The sequence below is a fragment of the Microcystis aeruginosa NIES-843 genome (genome assembly GCF_000010625.1).
Taxonomy (GTDB): domain Bacteria; phylum Cyanobacteriota; class Cyanobacteriia; order Cyanobacteriales; family Microcystaceae; genus Microcystis; species Microcystis aeruginosa.
Genome location: NC_010296.1, coordinates 5,226,513 through 5,249,573 on the forward strand (window position 1 = coordinate 5,226,513; position 23,061 = coordinate 5,249,573).

Here is a 23,061-nt window from a genome sequence, read left to right on the forward strand (position 1 = left end):
CGGGGCAGTAGGAAACCATCCGCAAGTCAATAGAGGGAGAGGATGTCCTTAAAAGCCAAGGCTTTGAGTAATATCAAAGATATGCTGACAAAGGACGGGTAACTAGGAAGTCTAAGCAACAATCAACGGTCATATACGCCCTAAAACCAACAATCTTGTCTGGTGGGGATACAGCCAAGAGGGTTGAATAGACAAGGAAATAATAATTCCCATTATTATTCTACTAATGACAGTAGCCTAGTTACTCAGGAGCCGGATACGGCGAAAGTCGTAAGTCCGGTTTTGAAGCAGGGGGTGGGAAGGCGACTTCCTGCTCTACTGTAACGGGTGTAGGGAAGGAAACCTCTTTCATCTGTGGTGGTGAAAATTTTTTCATCAGGACTGACGCCTGACGACCGACGCCTAACCCCACCAACCAACTTTTTGCCGCAAACCCTAGTTATGTCTGATTTACGTCAATATGCTCCGGCAACAGAACGCAATCGTCAGCCGATTTTAGAAGTTCTCAGCCAATTTTTACCGAAGACTGGGAATATCCTAGAAATATCTAGCGGCACGGGTGAACACGCTGTTTTTTTTGCTCCTCGTCTTGCTCCTTGTCGTTGGATTCCCTCGGATTGTAACCCTCTGGCTCTAGATAGTATTCGCAGTTGGTGCGATTATTGTCCTAGTTCTAATCTCGATCGCCCCCTATTTATCGATGTTCATCAGTCAGTTTGGGCGGTAGAGACGGAAAATATCGTTATTAATGCGATTGTTAATATTAACATGATTCATATCGCCCCTTGGTCCGCTTGTTTAGCGTTAATGGCAGGAGCGAGTCGCATTCTCAGTCCGGGGGGAATTCTCTATCTTTATGGTCCCTATAAACGACAGGGAAAACATACTTCTCCTAGTAATGAAAGCTTTGATTTTTCTCTCCGTTCTCAAAACTCTACTTGGGGAGTTAGGAATTTAGAAGATGTGGTGCAAGCAGCGAGCGATCGAGGTTTACAATTGTTAGAAGTAATTCCTATGCCAGCTAATAATCTCTCGGTTTTATTTCAATTGCCTTAACTGATAACTGATAACTGATAACTGATAACTTATTTCCAACCAGCGCGATTCATTACCTGTACCGCTTTGGCTAAATTAGGACCATAATTAGCCACGCTAACTGTATCTTCTTTCCCGCGTCCGAGTTTTGCTAGGAAAGGGTCTAAAGCAACCCCTGGAACGACGGGATATTCTCGATTACCCTTAGCAAAAAAGTTCTGTGCTTCATTGCTAGAAAGATATTCTAAAAATTTAATGGCCGATTCTCGATTGGGGGCAGTTTTAATTAAACCACCACCGCTAATATTAACGTGAGTGCCGCGGCCTGCTTGGTCGGGGAAAATTACGCCTACTTGGTCATAAATTGCCCGTTTAGCCGGGTCTTTTTCTTCGGCATACCCCGCTAAGTAATAGGTGTTAGCTAGGGCTAAATCGGCAATTCCTGCGGCTACAGCTTCGATTTGTGCCTTATCATTACCCTGGGGTGAACGGGCAAAATTAGCCACTAATCCCCGACACCATTTTTCTGCGGCTGCTTCTCCTTGGATGTCGATTAACCAAGCGGTAAAAGATTGACTATAGATGTTACTAGACGACCGAGTGACGACTTTTCCTTTCCATTTGGGATTGGTTAAATCTGCATAGGAATCGATTTCTCTGGGGTTAACTCTGTCTTTGTTATACATGATTACCCGCAAGCGTTTACTAAACCCGAACCAGTGACCTTTGGGGTGACGCAAATTAGCGGGAATTCTTTGGGTGAGAATGCGGGAATTGACCGGGGCAAAAATTCCCTGTTGGTCGGCCCGCCATAATCTCCCGGCATCTACCGTCAGGAGTATATCAGCAGGACTATTGCTGCCTTCGCTTTTAATCCGTTCGATTAATGGGTCCGCTTCCCCTTCCACGAGGTTAATTTTTATTCCCGTTTGTCGGGTGAAGTTGTCATACAATCGTCGGTCGGTGTTGTAGTGACGGGAGGAATAGAGGTTTAATTGTTTAGTTTGGGCGGAAACTTCGTTTATTTTCCCTAATTGACCCACTGCTAACGCTAAGGTGGCTGTTCCCGCGCCTAGAAAGACTCTCCGAGTTATTTTATCGTTCATTGCTCGATTCTTGGTAAAGTTGTCTTTTCCTATTGTACAGCTATTGAGAATAATTCTTATCTGCGGGAGAAATTATTTGTCGGACTAGGGCGGTAAATGGGGAAAAATCGGGCGAAAATCAGGTTTTTTTGTTTTGATGGGGCTAATAAATCCTCGAATCTATCGCTAGTTAAATTCAATAAGCCCAAAATGTTACCCTAAGCTCGATCGAGGGTATTGTGGATTGACATCCTCGCCGCCGTAAAACGGACGGCGATTCCCAAACCTCACGATTTGGGTTTCTGCTTCTTTCCCTTGCGGGGTTCCGCACCTGCCTTAACAGATTTACTCTGTTCTGGTCTTATGGTCGCTCTACAGACTGACACCGCAAGCCCTGCGGCCAAAATATTTTTACTGGCGTTAATATCTCGGTCATGGTGCGTCCCACAGTCTGGACAATCCCATTCTCGAACATTTAACGGCATTTTCAAGGGCAATATACCCGCAATTACTACACCTTTTAGAGCTAGGAAACCATCTATCTATTTCGATGTAGTTTCTCCCATACCAACGGCATTTGTAGGCTAATTGTCGGGTTATTTCTCCCCAGCTTACATCAGATATTGCCTGAGATAATTTCGGGTTTTTGACCATATTCTTAACGGCTAAATTCTCAACCACAATCGTTTGGTTTTCACGAACTAATTGAGTGGTTAGCTTATGTAAATGGTCTTTTCTACTATCGGTGATTTGAGCGTGAATCCTTGCTACTTTGATTCTTGCTTTTTCCCGATTTTTTGAGCCTTTCTGTTTTCTAGAAAGATTTTTTTGTGCTTTTCGCAGTCTCCGATAATGCTTTTTAAAATGCTTGGGATTAGATACTTTATCGCCATCGCTGGTAATCACGAGGCTACTAATTCCTAAGTCAATTCCGATGGCTTTATCTGTTACTGGTAGAGGCTTAATCGTTGGGTCATCAAATCTAATTGAAATATGCCAACGTCCAGAAGGATGTAATCTGACTGTTACTGTGCTTGGTTCACATCCGTCTGGTATTTGTCTTGACCACCGAATAGGTAAAGGTTCTGTGCATTTAGCTAAATAGATTTGTTTGTCTTTAAATTTAAAAGCAGATTTGGTAAATTCGGCACTTCCTCCCTGATGTTTTTTCTTAAAGTTAGGATACTTAGTACGACCAGCAAAGAAATTAGTAAAAGCTGTTTGTAAATGTCTTAAGCCTTGTTGTAAAGGTACACAGCTAACTTCATTGAGAAAGTCTAATTCTTCTTGTTTTTTCCAATCGGTCAACATTGAAGAAGTTTGAGCGTAGCCTACTCTTTCTTGCTTTTCGTACCAAGCTTGTGTTCTGACATGGAGAGCTTTGTTGTAAACTAATCTTACACAGCCCAAAGTGCGCCGCAATAGCGACTCTTGTGTTGGTGTGGGGTAAAATCGGTAAGAATAGGCTTTTTCCATGTCTCACATTTTAGCATATATTTCGTAAATGTGCTAATATTTAACAGCAAAGCCGCCGTAAAACGGCGGGGTTTCAGACCCAAATTTTCGATGATCAACAGTAATCACCAACAAGCGATCGAGCTAATGTTAGCATCGGGAGACTATAATCAGTTATTGTTATTTTGTCAACAAGCGCTCGCGGTTCATCCGGAAGTGACTGATTATTATCCTTATCTGGGATTAGCTTATCTGCTGCTAGAGCAGCAAGCAACAGCGCAAGAAATTTGGTTATTTTGGCTATTACAATCAGAGTCTAGTCAAGATTTAATTATGCTCCTCAAAAAAGAGATAATTAGAAATCTCGATTGCTGGCAGTTTGGCCAAGCTAAATTAATCTATCTTCAGTGGCTAGAATTAGAGGAAATAGAAGGGGATGAAGAGATAGAAAATTATGCCCTGACTGCGATAAACTCCTGTCTTCAAGAGGTGCAAGAGGCAATTAATCGGCGAGAATATACTTTAGCTGAGGACTTTTACTTAAGAATTTTATCTTGGCGTGAACAATTAGCTTACATCTGGCACGATTTAGGATATTTATACTATATAATTAACCGACTAACAGAATCTTTTAACTGTTTAGCACGAGCCATAGAATTAGAGGAAAATCAAGCCTTATATCATTATACTATGGCCATGGTGCTAGAAAAGCAATCACGTTTAGATATAGCTTTATCAGCTTATCAAAAAGCGATTGATCTCAATCCCAATTTTATCGATGCTTATAACAAACTGGGCAATTTATTTTATAAACTAGGGCAGCTAGAGTCAGCCGAAAAATTCTATCAGCAGGGAATTAATAAACAGGGTGATTTTTATCCTTTTTATATCAATTTAGGCAATGTCTATTTAGTTAAACAAGCTTGGACAGAGGCAAAAAATGCTTATAAAATGGCTCAACAACTGGCAGGAGATAGAGGAGAAATTAGTCAAAATCTCTCCCTTTGGCAAATTCTGCAAGCTGACCAAAAAAGAGCGGATCTTTATTCTGGTGATTATTTTTATCAAAGAAAAATCTATCAATTAGCATTAAACTATTATCAAAAATTATTAGCAATTAAAATAGAGGACAGCAATTTTTATTTAAATTGCGCCCATTGCTATCTCATTGTTAAAGGAGAAAAACAGGCTTTAGAAGTGTATAAAAAAGGCATTGCCTATCATCCAGAAAATATTGATTTACATTTGCGCCTAATTTGGTTACTACAAAATAATTATCCGATCGAGGTGGCAATTCAAGCAACTAAATCAGCTTTAGAGTATCTTCCCGATCACCCATCCCTGAAGTTAGAATTAATGCGGTTAATGCCGATAGTTTACACAACTCAAGCCGATATTATGCAATATCGATCAAACTACGAGAAACGGTTAGATAATATCTTGGAAAATCTTGATTTAAACACTAATAATCAACAACAAGAGGCTTGGAAAAGTATTGGATTAAGAACTAACTTTTATCTTCAATATCAAGCGGAAAATGATTTAGAACTACAAAAAAAATATGGAGAATTAGTTTATAAAATTGCCTCGGTTAACTTTCCCAATTGGGTAAAAAACCTAACCATGCCTACGGGAAAAATTCGCCTTGGCTATATTTCTGCTCACCTGCGTCATCACACAGTAGCGAAACTCTTTCAAGGATGGTTGCAGTGGCGAAATCGAGAACAATTTGAAATTTATTGTTATGGAATAGATATTAATAACACCTTCGATAATTTTACCAAACAATATCAAGAGCAAAGTGAATATTTTTATCAGTTTGATAATCTGGTCAATATGGAAACAATTGCCCAACATATTTTAGATAATCAGTTACATATTCTGGTTTATTTAGATATTGGTATGGATGCTCGTACTACCCAACTAGCAGGATTGCGTTTAGCTCCAGTACAATGTGTAACTTGGGGTCATCCCATCACCTCAGGATTACCAACCATTGATTATTTTATCTCCAGTGAATTAATGGAACCCGCGCAGGGAGATAATCACTACAGTGAAAAATTAATTCGCTTATCCAATTTAGGTATTGCCTATGCCAAACCTTCCCTTCCTCTCCAGAGAAAAACTCGTTTAGAGATGGGATTAGCCGAGGATAAAATTATCTATTTAAACTGTCAGAGTTTATTTAAATATCTGCCAGAAAATGACGATATTTTTCCGAGAATTGCCCAACAAGTTCCCAACAGCCACTTTATTTTTATCTGTCATCGTAGCGAATTTGTGACCCATTGCTTTCAGTCGAGATTAAGTCAAGCTTTTAATAAGTATGGACTCAATTGGCAAGATTACGGGGTAATGATGCCACAATTAGAACAAAATGATTATTTTCAGCTTAACTTATTAGCAGACATCTATTTAGATAACTTAAGTTGGTCGGGGGGAAATACCACCTTAGAAGCAATTGCCTGTCAGCTTCCAGTTGTTACCTGTCCGGGGGAATTTATGCGCGGACGACATTCCTATGCTATCTTGAAAAGATTAGGAATAACTGATACAATTGCTACGGATAAAAATCACTATATTGAAATTGCTATCCGTTTAGGTTTAGATAATCAATGGCGACAAACAATCAAAGATTATACTAAAATGAATATCGATACAGTATTTAACGATCGAACCTCTGTAGAAAGTCTAGAAAGATTTTATCAATCTGTAGTAGGAGAAGGTAAATAAAACTTTAGGGTTACATAGGGTTTGCGGCAAAAAGTTTGTTGGGGTGTGGGGTATGGGGAAGAAAACCAGATAAAGTTCATTTTGTCAAGGATTTAAGATGCTCTTACCCTGGGTTTAATCCTCTTTCCCAAAAATGATAAGGAGTAGCAAAATAAAAATCTGTTCCTAGTTTCTGACTCAACTCTTGATGTCCACAAAATTCTTTGGCCTTGTCACAAAGGTCGGTTTTTCTTTTGTCAGGGGGAATCTCTTGGAAAAGTTTTTCGGTGACAAGGGTTGATTTCCGATGCGGTTTTGTTCTTGGCCAATCCTGCCACGCTCCGGAATCGCGCCAAGCTTACTTTTCGCCCCGCTTCGACTCTTTCTTTTTCCTCGTCTGGCCCTATAGGTATTCTTGATGCTCTCCATAGTCTCGATAGTTGACGATTGGCCACCTTGCCAAGAATTAGTGATAAAATTACAATATAAACAGTAATTTTTTCCCCCAAGCATAATCCCTCACCCCCAATAAAATTATGATGCACGGTTTTATTCCCCCACATCGTTATTTTCCCTATCTTACTTGGACAGATATAGATTCAATGCCAGATAAGGAAAATGTGGTAATTATTCAACCCATCGGTGCGATCGAACAACACGGACCCCATCTACCTATTGCCGTCGATGCTGCCATTAGTTTAGGGGTTTTAGGCAAAGCTTTCGAGAAATTAGATACAAACATCGCCGCTTTCGCTTTACCCTGTCTCTACTACGGAAAATCTAACGAACATTGGTCTTTTCCAGGCACGATTACCCTCTCGGCAGCCACCTTATTAACCCTCATTCAAGAGATAGCTGAAAGTCTCTATCGTTCGGGTTTTCGCAAGTTAGTATTAATGAACTCCCACGGCGGGCAACCGCAAGTTATGGAAATTGCTGCTAGGGATATTCATCAACAATATCCCGATTTTTTAGTATTTCCTTTTTTCACTTGGCGAGTTCCCCACAATGCGGCTGAATTATTCTCGGAATATGAATTAGAATACGGTATTCATGCAGGAGATGTGGAAACTAGCATTATGTTATCATTACTGCCAGAACAGGTAAAAATTGAGCGGGCCGTCCGAGAATATCCTCAAGGTTGGCCAGAAAATAGTTTGTTAACTATGGAGGGAAAATTACCCTTTGCTTGGTTAACTAAGGAATTAACTAAAAGTGGAGTGATGGGAGATGCTACTAATGCAAGTAAAGAAAAAGGCGATCGATTATTAGAATCTGTTGCTAATGGTTGGGTACAGGTGATCGCTGATGTTTATCAATTCCGTCAACCGAAGTTATATTAATAGAAGATTAATTAGAGTTGTTAATAAGCTGTACTGCATTTAAACTGCCTATTGGTAATTTTAGTACAAAGGATAAAACTCCATCTTCCTTCTCCTTTGATTCAGGAATTTGCTCACCATCTTCCCTTAACATAAATAGAGGAAATTTTAACCAGACAGGTGTAGTTTTTAGCATAATTATTAATCTCAATCATGAGTTTTATCCCTGAGGTTTTAGAAATTTTGTCAACGGTAACAAAAAAAAAGAAACGACATTTTTTACCATATTTTTTCTAGGGGATAAGAATTGAAAACAGAATCAACGACTAGGATAATTAGGTTTTCTGGATTCTTCGGTACTTGTTATGCCATCAAAAATACCTAACTTGACCCATAAGGTTTTCAGGATAAGCAAAAATTCCCTAGCATACTACCTAACGAAGAACCAGATAAAGTTAATTTTTGTTTAATCTGAATTAACCCTATTGTTAAGGATATTGGCTAAGATATAAGGATTAGGTGCATTATTTTCCTAATTTATTCCTGACAGAATATGTCCCGCTAAGAAAAGTAAATTCTAGTTGAAAATGTCAAAGGGAAGGAGGTGGAGAAAATTATTCCTCAAAAAAATCATATTATCTCGGAATTTCAGCTATTTGTAGATTTGAAATCGATTTTTGATGGACAGATTTTTTCAAACTATCTCTGTTCAGTTAATACCCACATTCAGCACGTCAATCAGGAAAAGTAGTATAATCAAAGAAAATTAACTAAGTATTTATCCTCAATATTTTCCCAATTGCTGATCGCCTTTTGTCTTCTCCTTAAAGCTTTATTTCTGTCTGTATCACTTGTTACCTTTTAAAATGAGAATTGCTGGGTCAGGAGACACATCTGATCCTCAATCCTGTTTAAAAGGTATAGTACAGTGGGGAGTAGCGGAGCAGCAGGCAGGGAACAGCAAGGGTTATCCGCTTTTTTAGCTAACTTAACAATACCCACTTTAAATGCGTCTTATCCTAAATCCGGTTATTAAAAACTGATTATTTATTCCTCCTTTTGCCTGTTGCATGAGTGCCTGTCCTGATAAGTAGCCTATACTCAAAGGATTTAGCCTTAGCTTAATTGCCGCGGGAAAGTTGGCCAAACCCTATCAAGGTTAGCTAAATCGGACAGCAAGCTAACTCAGCAATTTAAGCGAAAACTCTGCCATTCTCTAGGATGCCATTCCGGGTTAATCTGGGTTTCGGACGCAATTTTTCGATGACTAAATTTTAAGAGGCAGTATGGAACGCACTTTCTTAATGATTAAACCCGACGGTGTGCAGCGCAATCTGGTGGGGGAAATTATTCAACGCTTTGAAACTAAAGGTTTTACGCTGGTTGGGTTGAAAATGATGCAGGTTTCTAGTGAATTAGCGGAAAAACACTACGCTGTTCATAAGGAAAGACCCTTTTTCCGTTCGTTAGTCGATTTTATTACCTCCTCCCCCGTGGTGGCCATGGTTTGGCAAGGAGAAGGAGTAATTGCCTCCGCTAGAAAAATTATTGGCGCCACTAATCCCCTCAATGCTGAACCTGGTACGATTCGCGGTGATTTTGGCATTAGTGTCGGACGCAATCTTATCCATGGGTCCGATGGTCCAGATACGGCCAAAGATGAAGTTAGTCTCTGGTTTAGCGATGCAGAATTAGCTAATTGGACTCCCGCAATCACTCCCTGGGTGGTAGAATAAACCCCTTTGAGGCAGTCAGGAGCCGGTCGTCAGGAGACAGGAGACAGGAGATTGCTTTTATTTATTCTCCCTTCTCCCCTCTCCCTTCTCCCCATTTCCCCAACCCCCTAATATTCGGAAATTATGACCGTAGAATCCAGCTTACAACAGTTAAAAAGAGCTTCATCGGGACGATTACCCAGCAGTTACGGGGTCTATTTTAAGAATACCCTTGTGGCCCTCTGTCATGCTCTTGAAGATCATATCTTGCAAACTAGCAGCCCAGATAGTACAAATAAACCACTGGTCTTAGTCACCTTTCAACAGGGTAAATGGTATTTACAGGAAGCTGAGCGCTATTTAGATATCGCTCGCTCTTCTCGTCATATTGCGATCGCCGCCGTGGCCGATAGTGGTTTTTCTGAGCATAAAACCGGCAGTTTAGAGAATGTTTCGCTAGTTAACTTAGATAATAGCGATAGTTTGGTTAATGAGTGGAATTTAATCATTCTTTCCCCCGATTACGCCTCCATGGTACTCTGTCATGAGTTATCCCCAGAAGAATACCGGTCCGATAGTCAACCCCAAATAGACACGGAGCGAAAATTCTACGGTTTATGGACATTCGATCGGGATTTAGTCGAAAAAGCCGCTAGGATCTTAATTGAGCGTCTGCATCCTTATAATCCCAGTCTAGCGGCCGATTTAAGCAGACAACAGCAGGAAATTAGTCAAAATATTAATCCCATTCCCACGGATTTAACGGGAGTAGTCTCTCGCATTGTCACCTATCTGCAAACCAGTCAACAGCAGTTAGTCACCGTCAGCAGACAAACGCGAGAATTAAGCGACTTAGAAGGACAAGCATCCCGTTTAAATAAAAATTTGGCCGCTAATAAACTGCAAGCTTTTCTAAGAATGGCTCAAAAGGTCGATGAAAGAGATATTGATAATCCCCTTGCTTCCCTACAGGTGGCCGCTTTAGCGGAAATGTTGGGACAATTGCTCGATTTACCCACCCTGAGATTGCGACGCTTGCGATTAGCCGGTTTATTATACCGCATCGGTCTAGCGGAGGCTCCGATCGAAGTTTTTAGACAGCGTGCCAGTCAGTTAGAGGGAGCAAATGCGTTATTTTGGCGGGATCGATCGGTGTTAGGCGCACAATTACTCGCCACTATGCCCGAATTAGCCCCAATTCAACAGATTATTTACCATGAGTTTGAATACTGGGATGGTAGCGGGGTTCCCAACGGCTTAAAAGGGGAAGAAATCAGCCTAGAGTCGAGAATTTTAGGATTATCAGCCTATTTTCAGGAATTAACTCAACCGCGAGGCGACCGACTAGCTCTAGATTTAGGAGAGGCCCTAGAGCGCTGTCAAAATTATAGCGGGATTCGTTTTGATCCCGCTTTGGTAGAAAAATTAAGTTCGGTAATTCGTCTGTGCGAAATGGGGTGGATGCAATTACCCGATCGCCCTAGTCAAGTCCCCGCCGTCTGGTTAGAATCAGTTTAGATTAGGGTCTGCGGCAAAAAGTTTTTCGTGGGGGTAGGGTGTGGGGTGTGGGGTGTGGGGTGTAGGGTTTTACCCATTTTCAGGGGGTCAATTACCTAATGGGACTTCGGCGTTTTCGGTCAGCAAAAAAGGCTCAAACCATTACGGGACAAAGGGTTAACCTCGATTTATGATTTTCCTTGATCTATCTGGGTTTCAGCGATTGTGGGCTTCTCGAAGTAAATCCCAAGCGGGGATCGGAGTTGAGGCTTTTATCGATTTGTTTTTTGTCTAAGTCCCACTAATTAATTTTCAGGGAAAAAGTGCCTAAATTTCCCCCCCGATCACCCCAAGGTCTGGCACTTTTTGATGGGAAAAAAGTCTAAAATTTTTACCCAACAAGGTTTTTAGATTTATTCAGCAGACCCTAGACTAGACTCCGATTAAACTCTGCATGGCACGTCTCATATTAGCCGGTTTAAAAGCTGCCATGGCCGCGGTCGGTTCATAGCCGCAATGTACCATACAATCGGCACATTGCGGATTGCCACTGGCCCGACCGTAGTTATCCCAATTGGTTTCTGCTAAAAGTTCCCGAAAGCTTTTGTAATGACCTTCGTTGAGCAGATAACAGGGTTTTTGCCATCCTAAAAGACTATAGCTAGGACTACCCCAAGGGCTGCATTCATAGTCTTGTTCACCGATGAGAAAATCGAGAAAGAGAGGATTATGGTTAAAATTCCACTTTTTCTGCCCTGATTTCCAGGGTGAGAGAATTTCTCGGAATAAAGCTCTAGTTTGCTCCCGTTTCAAGAAACTATCTTGATCTGGGGCCCACTCATAACTGTAACCGGGGGAAATCATCATGCCATCGATGCCCAAAGTAGCGAGAAAATCGAAAAATTCCTGCATTTCTCGCGGCTCTGTGCCTTCAAAAACCGTGGTATTAGTAGTAACCCGAAAACCTCTCGCTTTCGCTGCTTTAATCCCTTGTACTGCCTTATCGAATACTCCCTCTCGATCCACACAGCGATCGTGATGTGCTTTTAAACCGTCCAGATGGACACTAAAGGTAAGATAGGGTGAAGGAGTAAATTTATCCAGGCTTTTTTCCAATAACAGAGCATTGGTACAGAGATAGACAAATTTTTTTCTGTCCACTAACCCCTTGACAATTTCATCGATTTGTGGGTGTAAAAGCGGCTCGCCCCCGGGGATGGAAACCACGGGAACTCCGCATTCTTCCACCGCTGCGAAACATTCTGCCGGGGTGAGATGATTGCGGAGGATTTCCGGGGGATGTTGAATCTTACCGCAGCCAGTACAGGCTAAATTGCAGCGAAATAGCGGTTCTAGCATTAAAACTAAGGGAAAACGCTTTTTTCCTGCTAGACGCTGTTTCAAGATATAGGAAGCAACCACTAAAGCTTGTTGCAGTTGGACAGCCATTTGCTCACACCAAAAGGATTCTAAGTAATTATAGACTGTTAGCAGGGCATCAAGGCATAGAAGCCTAGAAAATGGCAAAATAAATAAAAGCTGAGGGCTTTTTTGGCTGTTTACTTTATCACTGGATAGATTATGAGTTCTTTAGGCGATCGCTTCAAGAAATTTGCGGGAAAAACTCGCTATGTGGTCTGTCGCTTATTTTTGCATCTCTACGGACAAGAAGTCGCACCCCTGATCGGTATCCTTAATCGTACCGGCCGGGAGGCGATCGATTCCGAAGGCGATTTAGAGGTCATGGGAGAGGGTTTAGTAGAAATTTGTCAAAATCTGCTGCAGATGAACCTCTATTGGTTTTCTATAGCTAATGAGGGCGATGTTTTTTGGAATGAGGGGGAAGCGGGAGACTACGTTAACGAACTGTTTACCGATTCCGCGGCCAGATACCTAAGTGAATCGGTGTCTTCACAGTTGGGGGAAAACGAACCCTTAACTTTACCCGTCACCGATAACTTAGTTGTTATGATCACAATAGCCTTCGAGGGTGAGAGTGCTGCTTTAGAAACTAGCCTAGCCGATCGAGAAGCCCTAGAAGATGGTTTAAAATCAATAATTAACCTTCACTACCAAGGTCGGCTGCGTGCGATTCAGGTACATTTTTCTCCTGCTCAATTGGGAGATGAATTGACCAATGAGCAACTATTACTCAATTTCCCCGAATTACTGCCTTTATAGTCTTAATTTTGCCCTTATGCTGCGCCAAGTAACGACAATCCTTTTAATTCTTACCCTTTGTTGCACAACGGTGGCCTGTGGTTCGTCGTCAAATGAAACTCAGTCACCGTCAGCTAGTAACAGTAGTGTAAGACGAGAATCCAATCAGGTTAGTAGCGGTCGCTACGAGGTGCAACAAGCTACCTACGATGACGGAGATGGCACTTATACCTTAATGCTGTTAAACACCCCTGGGGGGACTTCTCCCCTCTTTCGCACCACTAACCTGCAAATGGCTAGATTAACCGAGGAGGACATTGCTAAAGGGGAAAAAACCGCAGTAGAAATCAACGGTGATCAGGCTACCCTGTACATGACCGAAGATTTTAAAATTGAGTATGTCCATAATGTCACGGAAGTGCGGAACAATCCCCAAACCGGACAACAAGAAACCGTGGTGATTCGGCAAGAATCGAGTTTTTGGAGTCCTTTTTTCGGTGCTGTTGCTGGTCAAGCTTTGGGTAGTTTGCTCTTTCGTCCTCAATATTACGTTCCTCCCCTTTATACTCCGGGAGGTGTGATGACCGGTTTTGGTGGTTACGGTTCCACCTATAATCAGGCAGTAGATCAATACCGGACTAAACATAATAGTCCACCTCCGGCGGTCAAAAATCGGCAAACTCTCCGTTCTACCGGCAATTTACGTCGTTATCCCAGTAATACTTCCTCTAGTCCCAATCGCAGCACCACCACCACCACAAAACCCAGTGGTTCTGGTTATGGTTCCAGTACCCTGAAGAATTCGGGTAAATCTGATAATGTCAAACGTTCTCCTAGTTTCGGTTCCTCCGGTTCCCGTCGTACCCCTAGTCGCAGTGGTTTCGGCAGCAGCAGACGCAGCCGACGTTAGGAGGATTTGACTGGAGTGGTGGAAGATTAACCCTGTCTTCCCCACCTCAGACATTGGAGATGACAACTACTTAGGGTTTGCTGAATAAATCTAAAAACCTTGTTGGATAGTAATTTTAGACTTTTTCCCCATCAAAAAGTGCCAGACCTTGGGGTGATCGGGGGGGAAATTTAGGCACTTTTTCCCTGAAAATTAGGTAATTGACCAGATGAAAATCGGTAAAACCCTACACCCCACACCCCACACCCCACACCCTAACCCCACCAACAAACTTTTTCAGCAGACCCTACTTAAGAAGCAACCATTTTGCGAATTTCCGAATAGAAAACCGTCTGGCGATCGCCATTGCCCGACTGGATAATACTGGTACGCAATCTCAGATTAGGACTAGCAAACCAGATTCTTTCCTCGATACGATGGTGATTATCCTCGATGGTTAAAGTCAAAGCTTGATCGCTTCTGAGATGATATTCTCCCAGCGCTGCCGATTTACCGTCCGATGTGATTAATTTTCCTTGCCAAGAATTCTCTGAGGGCAGCCAAACTAAATAGCTAGAACCGATTTTTTTCGGTTGTCCATAGTCCACGGAATTATCCCAAGTTGCTTTCCATCCCCCTAGACTGGTGTGGGACTGACAGTTATTTCCTAAACATAATTGCACCACATCGGCAGCATCGGCAGCCAGCAAATCGATGGTGATTTCTGCTTTATTATTGGCAACTTTTTGGGCAGCTAATTGATAACTGGTGCGCTGAGAAAACCATTTACCCGCACAGAGATTAATAAATTCTTGAATGTCCATGAATGGCTGTAGGCAAAGATCGATCGCTCTGGAAGACTAGATTATTTATTCTATCCTATCCCTAGACGTTGGCCAATTTTTGCAAGGATAAACGGGCCGCTTCGCGCACTTGCGGGTGTTCGTCTTTGACCAAAAATTTTAGGGCTGCGATCGTTTTTTCCGCCGGAAGATGGCCTAAAGCTTCCGCTAATCGCTGCCGAATTAACCAGTCATCGGAGTTAACAAAGGTTAAAAGCTTCTCGACGGTTTCCACTGCTTTGATTTCGCCAAGGGCAGCAATAGCGGCCTGTTGAATAACCGCTTCGTTACTATCGAGGGCCGATAATAACACCTGTTTAGCCCGAATATCGCCCAAATTGCCCAAAGCGACGGCGGCACTAAAGCGGACTAACCATTGCGTGTCTTCGTAAAAAGCCCGTTGTAGGGGTTCAAAAGCGCGAATATCTTCTAAATAACCTAAGGCCCCGGCAGCATCGGCGCGAATGCCATAATCGGCATCATTGGCTAACAAATCCACTAGGATAGGAAAGCATTCCTCGGTTTGTTTGACTCCCAAAGCAAAGACAGCCATCGATCGCACTGGCAGCATTTCATCATAAAGGACTTTTTTGATCAAGGGTACAGCTTCCTCCGGGGTCACTTCTCGCAGGGATGCCAAGGCCAGCAGACGATCTTTAGAATTGCTACTTTCTAACTGGAGGGCAATGGCTTGTGTATCAGGCTTACTCATTTTTGTCAACCACTTGTAATATTTCTTTAATTCTAACGCAATTCTTGGCAATTCAGAAACGAGAGCGGGGAAAGGATTTCTTGAGGATTTCTTAAGGATTGAGGCGAGAGTTGACTTCCTCCGGGAAACTATAATTTAAGTATGGTAATACGATAAATGCTAGGCTTTCTGATAGATTCAGGAAAAAAATATAAAGCCCCACTCCCCTTCAGGTCAGCGAGGTTGAGATTAAAAAAAACAGATAGCCTAGGGCTAATTAGCTTGTCTAGCGGCAACTGCCACACCTAGACAAGCGGGAGGTGTTATGGTGGAAAATCGAGTTTTTAATACTGGTTCTTTGACTCTAGACACGGAAAAAGAGCATATCTTTGTGTCCGTGACTCCAGACTATCAAAAAGGCCCCGGCATTCAACGGGATGGTATAACTCCTCCCAGAATGCAGGATCCTCATGCAGTGCCGGATATAATGTATAATCGACTTGGTCAAATTGCTATTCCTGGCCTAGACTCTACGACCAATGCTTACGAGCAGAGAGCGGGTACTTGGACACTTTATCATCATCTCAAAGAATTCTGCGATCAGCGAGGACAGGATTGGCTCATTATTGGCGCCCAAGGTTGCGGGGATCTAACGATGAATCCGTGGCATCTTGCCTATCTTGGCCCTAATTACTACATAAAATCCTTGCAAAATCAATTATGTGGAATGTTTCTCCCCGGAGACCCGCAAGACCCGATCGATCGTCGCATCTATCGGTGTTTGGTCAAATGGTGTGATGCTATGGCTACACACCTCGGCCATCGTTATGAATTTTTGGATTTAAGGTTTATGGCTGGAGGCGCAAATATAATACAGATTAACGATCCGCAAGTGGCTCGCAGATATAATCGTCATTTAGCAGGACTACCGGGATACGATGCTAATTTACAGAATATCGCCCCATTTTTAGAGTTTGCCCTAGGGGGAAAAACTATCATTCAACAAGGTGATGTGGTTCCCCTATTTACTGCTATCGATCGATTCCAAGATGTACGCCATATTTTTTGCCTGCCTTATCAAATTCCCTGTGCGGGGAATTTTAGGAGGCAGGGTATTAATACAATTAACTTGGGGGAATATCAACTCTATGGCGATTTGAATGCCAGGCGTGCCGCTTTAAACGGACCGATTATCGTAGAAACTCAATTAATTTCTCCCGGTGGTTTTCTGAACATCAATCTGGCTAATCCTGCTGTCGCGAGGGAATTAGATGAACAGCAGTTTAAACGGGTTGATTTTTCTCCGCGTCGGGCGGGAGAATATTTTCCTTACCCCGGAGGAGATACGGTAGAAATTTACTTTCCCAAGAGCATCTATCCTTTCGGAATTTTGGGAATGTCCGGTCAAAAAATTATCTGTTTTGCGTCCTCGGGATTATCGGCAAAAATCGGCAATACCCTAGAAGGGATTACCTTAATTATGAGCGATGGATTCGGTGCGGAAGAAGCGATGGTTTTAGACGAAGGATGTGACGTTTTTCAAATGATCAATCCCATGAGGGATGATCATGCTTTCACTTATACCAACGATGAATTATTGGATAGAGTGTTAGCCTTTACCCACGATCAAATGCTTTCAGATACGGCTGCAAGCACTAGAAATCCGGTGAATGGTCCCGCATTAGGTGGAGACATGAGACAATGGCCTCTCAATCAAAATTTATTGAACCAAGTGGAAATTGATTATGGCATTAGAGCAGCTGGTCTAGATTATACAGATATCTTTCCGGTCAGGTTAAGTCGCTCGCAAATCAGAAGTATTTTGATTGTTGCTGTCCCAAAAAATCCTCAATAGGGAGATTCAACCCGGTGCGTCTCCATTTTGTAGAAATACCTAGGGTTTGAACGAACCAATTGGCGATAGCAATCTCGGCAATGTTCCGCTTGCCTTATTCGCTAAAAAGCATACAGGATAAAGGTTACAGCAATTTTAAAACCCTTCCCTTAAAAAATTAAGCGAACAATGAGTTATTACCCTTTGCCGTTCTCAGCAATACTGATGACCCCGAACAGGTGTTAAGTCAGGTGTCCCGTTCTCTAGAAACTATCTCTCAAAAACGGGTGCAAAGCAATCTCGCTGCCGCTACCAGTATTCTCGCCGGGTTAGTATTAAATCGAGAGACGATAAAAAAAATCCTTTGGAGTGACATTATGAGAGAATCAGTCATCTATCAAGATATTTTAGAGGAAGGCAGAGAGGAAGGAGCATTAACCGCTAAATTAAACTCTATTCCCCGTTTATTGGCTTTAGGGTGAAGTGTAGAACAAATTGCCCAAACTTTAGACTTAGATATTGAACAAGTACCACAAGTCATTGAGGGACAAAATTGAGTGAAAACGGACAGTATTTTCTATCGTCTCTTTCAGACTTTTCCTGAAAGTTTCTTTGATTTGCTCAATCTTCCCCCAGAAACCGTCAATCATTATCAATTTTCCTCCCTAGAAGTTAAACAACTCGCTTTTCGTTTAGATGGGGTCTTTCTTCCTGATAACCTTAATGAACCGATTTACTTTGTTGAGGTACAATTTCAAAAAGATGAACGGTTTTACTCGCGCTTTTTTAGTGAAATATTTCTCTATTTTCATCAAAGTGAGAGTAATAACAATTGGCAAGGGGTGATCATTTATCCTCATCCTGGAATTGAAAATAGTCCCAAATCTCGTTATCAAGAATTCTTTGAGTCAGGACGGGTTAACTGTTATTATCTGAATCAATTAGATGAGGGGGATTCTCTGGGGGTAAAAGTGTTACAATTAATTGTGGAATCGGAACCAAACACCTTAGCCCAAGGAAAAGAACTGATTCAACAAGTTAGACAACAATTTCAGGAGTCTTTAAAAAGACAGGACATTCTAGAATTAATTGAGACAATTCTCATTTATAAATTACCGAAATTAAACCGTAAGGAGATAGAAGCTATGTTTAGTTTAAGTGATTTAAGAGAAACTAAGGTTTATCAAGAAGCTTTAGAGGAAGGAGAATTATCCGCTAAAAAAAGCCTAATTTTGCGTCAGCTAAACTTAAAGCTAGGTTCTATTCCTTTAAATATAGAACAAAAAATTAAACAGTTAAATCCTAATCAACTGGATAATTTGGCTCTTGCTTTATTGGATTTTTCGGATTTGGAAGATTTGCACCAATGGTTAAATTAAGTAGGATTAAGTGTAGAACAAATTGCCCAAGCTTTAGACTTAGAAATTGAACAAGTACCAGAAGTCATTGAGGGACAAAATTGAGTGAAAACGGACAGTATTTTCTATCGTCTCTTTGAGACTTTTCCCGAAAGTTTCTTTGATTTGCTCAATCTTCCCCCAGAAACCGTCAATCATTATCAATTTTCCTCCCTAGAAGTTAAACAACTCGCTTTTCGTTTAGATGGGGTCTTTCTTCCTGATAACCTTAATGAACCGATTTACTTTGTTGAGGTACAATTTCAAAAAGATGAACGGTTTTACTCGCGCTTTTTTAGTGAAATATTTCTCTATTTTCATCAAAGTGAGAGTAATAACAATTGGCAAGGGGTGATCATTTATCCTCATCCTGGAATTGAAAATAGTCCCAAATCTCGTTATCAAGAATTCTTTGAGTCAGGACGGGTTAACTGTTATTATCTGAATCAATTAGATGAGGGGGATTCTCTGGGGGTAAAAGTGTTACAATTAATTGTGGAATCGGAACCAAACACCTTAGCCCAAGGAAAAGAACTGATTCAACAAGTTAGACAACAATTTCAGGAGTCTTTAAAAAGAGAGGACATTCTAGAATTAATTGAGACAATTCTCATTTATAAATTACCGAAATTAAACCGTAAGGAGATAGAAGCTATGTTTAGTTTAAGTGATTTAAGAGAAACTAAGGTTTATCAAGAAGCTTTAGAGGAAGGCAAAGAGGAAGGCGAGGAAAAGGGAAAAGAAGAAAAAGCCAGACAAATTGCCCTGAAAATGATATCTGCTGGTTTTCCTATCCCAGAAATCGCCCAATTTACCGATTTATCCCCCGACGCGATCGAGGAATTACAAAGGCAGAACGCTCGCGATGTTTGATAATATTTGTAAATTTATCGCCGAAAACTTCTCCGATGATCTAGCCACTTGGTTATTGGGTTCTCCCCTCCCCTTAACCGTCCTCGACCCGACGGAATTACAATTAGACCCCATTCGTGCCGATTCTCTGATTTTTTTGCAGTCAGAGGAATTGATTCTCCATACTGAATTTCAAACCGACCCCGACTCCAAGATTCCTTTCCGAATGCTCGATTATCGCATTCGCGTCTATCGTCGTCATCCCCAAAAACCAATGCGTCAAGTGGTAATTTATCTGCGACGCAGTGATTCCCCCCTAGTACAAGAAAATACTTTCCGTCTGGGGGAAACTTTTCATTCTTTTCAAGTCATCCGTCTTTGGGAAGAAAATACGCCGCAATTTTTCCATCAACCCGGTTTATTACCCTTTGCCGTCCTCAGCAATACCGATGATCCCGAACAGGTGTTAAGTCAGGTGTCCCGTTCTCTAGAAACTATCTCTCAAAAACAGGTGCAAAGCAATCTCGCCGCCGCCACCAGTATTCTCGCTGGGTTAGTATTAAATCGAGAGACGATTAAAAAAATCCTTCGGAGTGACATTATGAGAGAATCCGTCATCTATCAAGATATTTTAGAGGAAGGCAGAGAGGAAGGCAGAGAGGAAGGCAGAGAGGAAGGCAGAGAGGAAGGCAAAGAGGAAGGCAAAGAGGAGGGAAAAAAAGAAAAAGCTCGACAAATTGCCCTAAAAATGCTATCTGCTGGCTTTCATGTCCCAGAAATCGCCCAATTTACTGATTTATCCCCCGCAACTATCGAGGAATTACAAAGACAGCAGCACAATTAAAGCTTTTAACCGCAAAGGGTGGGGAATTAGGAAAATTTCGGCTCATCTCCCCACCCCAAGCACGATTAACGGCGTTTAGCGAGGCGACGCACCACTAAACCACTACCTAGTATGCCTAGTCCGATAATACTAGAAAGTTCGGGAGTGGACACATTACCAATATCACCCGAAATATCAGAAGTAACAAGGCGAAAGTTATCCATTGCAGCATAACCACTGCTTAGAATATCGGTTTTATCCCAAAAAAGCCCCAATTTTCTCCACGGCAGCCTCTAGAATATCGGGATCGTGAACTAAGGCAAAACGCACATAACCCTCACCACCCTTACCAAAACCGGAACCGGGGGAAACAGCGACACCGGTTTGGGCCACCAATTGCCGACAAAAATCGACGGAATTACCCGGCCAACTGGGGGGAATTTTCGCCCAAACATACATAGTGGCGGCCGGAGTGGCAACCGGCCAACCGATGCGATTTAAGGCATTAATAAACACATCCCGGCGTTTTTGGAAGATAGCGACGGTTTCCTTGACCGAATCTTGATTACCGGTCAAAGCAGCGATCGCACCGTTGAGGATGCCCAAATACTGATTAAAATCAACCATGGCTTTAATCTGTCGCAAAGCCATAATTAACTGCGGGTTGCCAATGGCGAAACCGATGCGAAAACCGCCCATATTATAGGACTTGGAAAAGGTAAAAAACTCGATCGAATTAGTTTTAGCTCGATCGGCCTGTAAAATTGACGGGGGGGGCGATGTTCCCGCAAAAAAGATGTCTAGATAGGGAAAATCGTGGATTAAAACTAAATTATGCTGACGGCAAAAATCAACCGCTTTTTGGAAAAATGCCAAAGGTGCGATCGCTGTGGTGGGATTATGGGGATAACTCAAGACCATCAGCTTCGATTGTGCCAGCACTAGGTCAGGAATGTCCTCTAAAACCGGCAGAAAGTCATTTTTTGCCAAAATTGGCATCCCGTAGATTTGACCGCCAGCAAGGGCAACACCGCCCAAATGGGAGGGATAACCCGGATCGAGGAGCAGGGCAAAATCCCCGGGGTTGAGAATGGCCAACGGTAGATGGGCCGTGCCTTCCTGAGAACCAATTAGGGGTAAAACCTCCGTTTCCGCATCGATGGGGACACCAAAGCGATCGCTATACCAGTTAGCGGCAGTTATTCGGAAGTCTCTGGTCCCATTATGGAGTAAATAGCCGTGGGTGTGAGGATCGTGGAGAGATCGTTCAATAGCATCGACAACGTGGGGAGCAGCCCCAAGATCGGAGGAACCGAGCGAAAGATCGATAATGGTATTACCCGCTTCTCTACTGGCAGCTTTTGCCCGATCCATATCGGCAAAAACGTTGGATTGTAGTGCCTGTAAGCGGTGTGCTAGGGTTAAGTTATTCATAACCACAGATACCTAATTAGCTGACATAGGTATCGATAAAAGATTGTAATTGTTGTTTGCCGATCGCCCCTTCATGAGTGGCAATAAGTTTTTTATCTTTAAAGATGCGTAAAGCGGGAACACCTTTCACATCACATTTAGCCACCGAGTTGGGGTTAGGGTCTATTTCTAGTTTAACTACTTTTAGCCGTTCGCCGTAGGTTTTCGCCACCCAATCGATCGAGGGGGATACCAGACGGCACGGACCGCACCAACTCGCCCAAAAATAGACTAAAACGGGTTTTTCGACCTCAAAAACCTCTTTGTCAAACTTCTGATCGCTAATGACAGTTACGCTACTCACAGTATTTATTTCCTCACCATCGCTACTGATCATCATAGAGGTTCTGGGTAATTTTCGGCAATTATCCACTTCTACGCTTCCTTAAACATTAGGATCAAAGACATCCCGTAAACCATCACCGATAAAATTAATACTTAACACCGTGATCACGATAGCTAGAGCGGGAAAAATGACCAAGTGGGGGGCAGTTGTCAAGTAATCTTTAGCTTTAAATAACATTTGTCCCCAAGTCGGCACATCGGGGGGGAAACCCAAACCCAAAAAACTCAGGGTTGACTCGGTAATAATCGCATTACCCACCGCTAAAGTGGCCGCCACGATAATCATTCCCAAAACATTAGGCAATAAATGCACCCAGATTAAACGGAAAGGAGTGGCCCCCAAAGCAATCGCAGCCGAGATAAACTCCATCTCGCGTAATTTTAAGAAATTTCCCCGCACCAATCGCGCCACCGACATCCAATTTAAACCCCCGATTACTAAAACCACGAGGATAAAAATACCCGTTTCCGGTCCGGCGATTTTTTTGATGCTATCGCGAAATAGATAGACAATCAGTAAAAGTAGGGGTAATTGGGGCAAAGATAGGAATAAATCCGTTAATCGCATCAATAAGCCATCGATTGCGCCCCCGTAAAACCCGGAAATAGCCCCGATCGCCGTCCCTAGAATAATCGCAACTATCATAGCAGCAATCCCCACCGCTAGGGAAATTCGACCCCCCACCAAAATCCTCGCCAATTGATCCTGGCCCAGATCATTAGTCCCAAAAAGATGTTTTAAACTGGGGGGAGCAGTGGTTTGACTAAAATCAATGGTATCGATGGGGACCCGATAGAAAATCGGACCGAATAGGACAGCAAGAATAATTATAATTAATGCGATCGCTCCTATTACTGCCAAGGGATCTCGGTAAAAACGTCGCCAAGTATCGATAATTGCAGAAGACAGGGGAGACATAATCAAGAAAATCAC

Annotated in this window: 20 protein-coding genes and 3 pseudogenes; 12 read left to right on the plus strand and 11 right to left on the minus strand. The window is 42.3% G+C overall.

What is annotated here, in order from left to right; translation table 11 throughout:
* Positions 1 to 441 precede the first annotated feature (441 nt).
* The gene (locus tag MAE_RS24675) at positions 442 to 1,056 is read left to right on the plus strand and encodes a DUF938 domain-containing protein (protein WP_012267928.1); all 615 of its coding nucleotides are present in this window, start codon (positions 442 to 444) and stop codon (positions 1,054 to 1,056) included.
* A 29-nt stretch (positions 1,057 to 1,085) separates the two neighbouring features.
* Here the strand turns inward: MAE_RS24675 and MAE_RS24680 are convergent, their stop codons facing one another.
* Positions 1,086 to 2,141: a Fe(3+) ABC transporter substrate-binding protein gene (locus MAE_RS24680; protein WP_002762070.1), complete on the minus strand. Its 1,056-nt coding sequence runs from the start codon at positions 2,139 to 2,141 to the stop codon at positions 1,086 to 1,088.
* A 266-nt stretch (positions 2,142 to 2,407) separates the two neighbouring features.
* A pseudogene (locus tag MAE_RS24685) lies at positions 2,408 to 3,596 on the minus strand (RNA-guided endonuclease InsQ/TnpB family protein).
* Positions 3,597 to 3,686: 90 nt separating this feature from the next.
* Between MAE_RS24685 and MAE_RS24690 the strand changes: the two are divergent.
* On the plus strand, positions 3,687 to 6,308 hold the full coding sequence (locus tag MAE_RS24690) for a tetratricopeptide repeat protein (RefSeq protein ID WP_012267930.1): 2,622 nt from the start codon (positions 3,687 to 3,689) through the stop codon (positions 6,306 to 6,308).
* Between the two features lie 112 nt (positions 6,309 to 6,420).
* Here MAE_RS24690 and MAE_RS32915 read toward each other — a convergent pair.
* A pseudogene (locus tag MAE_RS32915) lies at positions 6,421 to 6,625 on the minus strand (IS30 family transposase); the annotation flags it as partial.
* A gap of 198 nt (positions 6,626 to 6,823) precedes the next feature.
* Here MAE_RS32915 and MAE_RS24700 point away from each other — a divergent pair.
* Positions 6,824 to 7,630 (plus strand): creatininase family protein, encoded by an 807-nt coding sequence (locus MAE_RS24700; RefSeq protein ID WP_012267932.1) that lies wholly within the window; start codon positions 6,824 to 6,826, stop codon positions 7,628 to 7,630.
* Positions 7,631 to 7,637: 7 nt separating this feature from the next.
* Here MAE_RS24700 and MAE_RS34250 read toward each other — a convergent pair whose 3' ends face one another.
* Positions 7,638 to 7,805 carry a hypothetical protein gene (locus tag MAE_RS34250; RefSeq protein WP_002796377.1) on the minus strand — a complete coding sequence of 56 codons (168 nt, stop codon included), beginning with the start codon at positions 7,803 to 7,805 and terminating at the stop codon, positions 7,638 to 7,640.
* 1,090 nt (positions 7,806 to 8,895) lie between these two features.
* Here MAE_RS34250 and ndk point away from each other — a divergent pair.
* Both ndk and MAE_RS24710 read left to right on the plus strand, forming a co-directional pair.
* Positions 8,896 to 9,345 (plus strand): nucleoside-diphosphate kinase, encoded by a 450-nt coding sequence (ndk, locus tag MAE_RS24705; RefSeq protein ID WP_002780036.1) that lies wholly within the window; start codon positions 8,896 to 8,898, stop codon positions 9,343 to 9,345.
* Between the two features lie 123 nt (positions 9,346 to 9,468).
* On the plus strand, positions 9,469 to 10,842 hold the full coding sequence (locus tag MAE_RS24710; protein WP_002796380.1) for a DICT sensory domain-containing protein: 1,374 nt from the start codon (positions 9,469 to 9,471) through the stop codon (positions 10,840 to 10,842).
* Between the two features lie 411 nt (positions 10,843 to 11,253).
* On the opposite strand, the gene hpnH is transcribed toward MAE_RS24710, so the two are convergent.
* Positions 11,254 to 12,270, minus strand: coding sequence for an adenosyl-hopene transferase HpnH (hpnH, locus tag MAE_RS24715; RefSeq protein ID WP_002796381.1), 1,017 nt, complete (start codon positions 12,268 to 12,270; stop codon positions 11,254 to 11,256).
* Positions 12,271 to 12,402: 132 nt separating this feature from the next.
* Between hpnH and MAE_RS24720 the strand changes: the two genes are divergently transcribed.
* Both MAE_RS24720 and MAE_RS24725 read left to right on the plus strand, forming a co-directional pair.
* Entirely contained in the window at positions 12,403 to 13,002 is a 600-nt protein-coding gene (locus MAE_RS24720; protein WP_002796384.1) for a DUF1517 domain-containing protein, read from the plus strand.
* A complete protein-coding gene (locus MAE_RS24725) occupies positions 12,959 to 13,891 on the plus strand; it encodes a hypothetical protein (protein WP_080507058.1) in 933 nt (310 codons plus the stop codon). Before MAE_RS24720 ends, MAE_RS24725 begins: the two co-directional genes overlap by 44 nt.
* Before the next feature lie 290 nt (positions 13,892 to 14,181).
* Here the strand turns inward: MAE_RS24725 and MAE_RS24730 are convergent, their stop codons facing one another.
* Together MAE_RS24730 and MAE_RS24735 are read right to left on the minus strand one after the other, a co-directional pair.
* The gene (locus tag MAE_RS24730; RefSeq protein WP_012267934.1) at positions 14,182 to 14,694 is read right to left on the minus strand and encodes a phycobiliprotein lyase; all 513 of its coding nucleotides are present in this window, start codon (positions 14,692 to 14,694) and stop codon (positions 14,182 to 14,184) included.
* Positions 14,695 to 14,755: 61 nt separating this feature from the next.
* Positions 14,756 to 15,424, minus strand: coding sequence for a HEAT repeat domain-containing protein (locus tag MAE_RS24735; protein WP_012267935.1), 669 nt, complete (start codon positions 15,422 to 15,424; stop codon positions 14,756 to 14,758).
* Between the two features lie 304 nt (positions 15,425 to 15,728).
* Between MAE_RS24735 and MAE_RS24740 the strand changes: the two genes are divergently transcribed.
* The 5 genes and pseudogenes from MAE_RS24740 to MAE_RS24760 all read left to right on the plus strand — a co-directional run bounded on the left by MAE_RS24740 (position 15,729) and on the right by MAE_RS24760 (position 20,330).
* Entirely contained in the window at positions 15,729 to 17,258 is a 1,530-nt protein-coding gene (locus MAE_RS24740) for a hypothetical protein (RefSeq protein ID WP_012267937.1), read from the plus strand.
* A 173-nt stretch (positions 17,259 to 17,431) separates the two neighbouring features.
* Positions 17,432 to 17,794, plus strand: a pseudogene (locus MAE_RS24745) (flagellar assembly protein H); the annotation flags it as partial.
* Complete coding sequence (locus MAE_RS24750) at positions 17,795 to 18,616, plus strand: Rpn family recombination-promoting nuclease/putative transposase (RefSeq protein WP_012267939.1); 822 nt, start codon at positions 17,795 to 17,797, stop codon at positions 18,614 to 18,616. It begins immediately after the preceding pseudogene.
* Positions 18,617 to 18,700: 84 nt separating this feature from the next.
* Complete coding sequence (locus MAE_RS24755; RefSeq protein ID WP_012267940.1) at positions 18,701 to 19,507, plus strand: Rpn family recombination-promoting nuclease/putative transposase; 807 nt, start codon at positions 18,701 to 18,703, stop codon at positions 19,505 to 19,507.
* Positions 19,500 to 20,330 carry an Rpn family recombination-promoting nuclease/putative transposase gene (locus tag MAE_RS24760; protein ID WP_012267941.1) on the plus strand — a complete coding sequence of 277 codons (831 nt, stop codon included), beginning with the start codon at positions 19,500 to 19,502 and terminating at the stop codon, positions 20,328 to 20,330. Before MAE_RS24755 ends, MAE_RS24760 begins: the two co-directional genes overlap by 8 nt.
* A gap of 65 nt (positions 20,331 to 20,395) precedes the next feature.
* Here the strand turns inward: MAE_RS24760 and MAE_RS24765 are convergent, their stop codons facing one another.
* From MAE_RS24765 to MAE_RS24780, 4 genes are read right to left on the minus strand one after another with little or no spacing between them, the layout of a single operon-like run.
* Positions 20,396 to 20,584: a hypothetical protein gene (locus tag MAE_RS24765; protein WP_041804384.1), complete on the minus strand. Its 189-nt coding sequence runs from the start codon at positions 20,582 to 20,584 to the stop codon at positions 20,396 to 20,398.
* Positions 20,565 to 21,743, minus strand: a complete 1,179-nt coding sequence (locus MAE_RS24770; protein ID WP_002796394.1) for an LL-diaminopimelate aminotransferase — start codon at positions 21,741 to 21,743, stop codon at positions 20,565 to 20,567. The genes MAE_RS24765 and MAE_RS24770 overlap by 20 nt, the downstream gene beginning before the upstream one ends.
* 16 nt (positions 21,744 to 21,759) lie before the next feature.
* Positions 21,760 to 22,122 (minus strand): thioredoxin family protein, encoded by a 363-nt coding sequence (locus tag MAE_RS24775; protein ID WP_080507059.1) that lies wholly within the window; start codon positions 22,120 to 22,122, stop codon positions 21,760 to 21,762.
* A 45-nt stretch (positions 22,123 to 22,167) separates the two neighbouring features.
* Positions 22,168 to 23,046: an ABC transporter permease gene (locus MAE_RS24780; protein ID WP_041804386.1), complete on the minus strand. Its 879-nt coding sequence runs from the start codon at positions 23,044 to 23,046 to the stop codon at positions 22,168 to 22,170.
* Between the last annotated feature and the right edge of the window lie 15 nt (positions 23,047 to 23,061).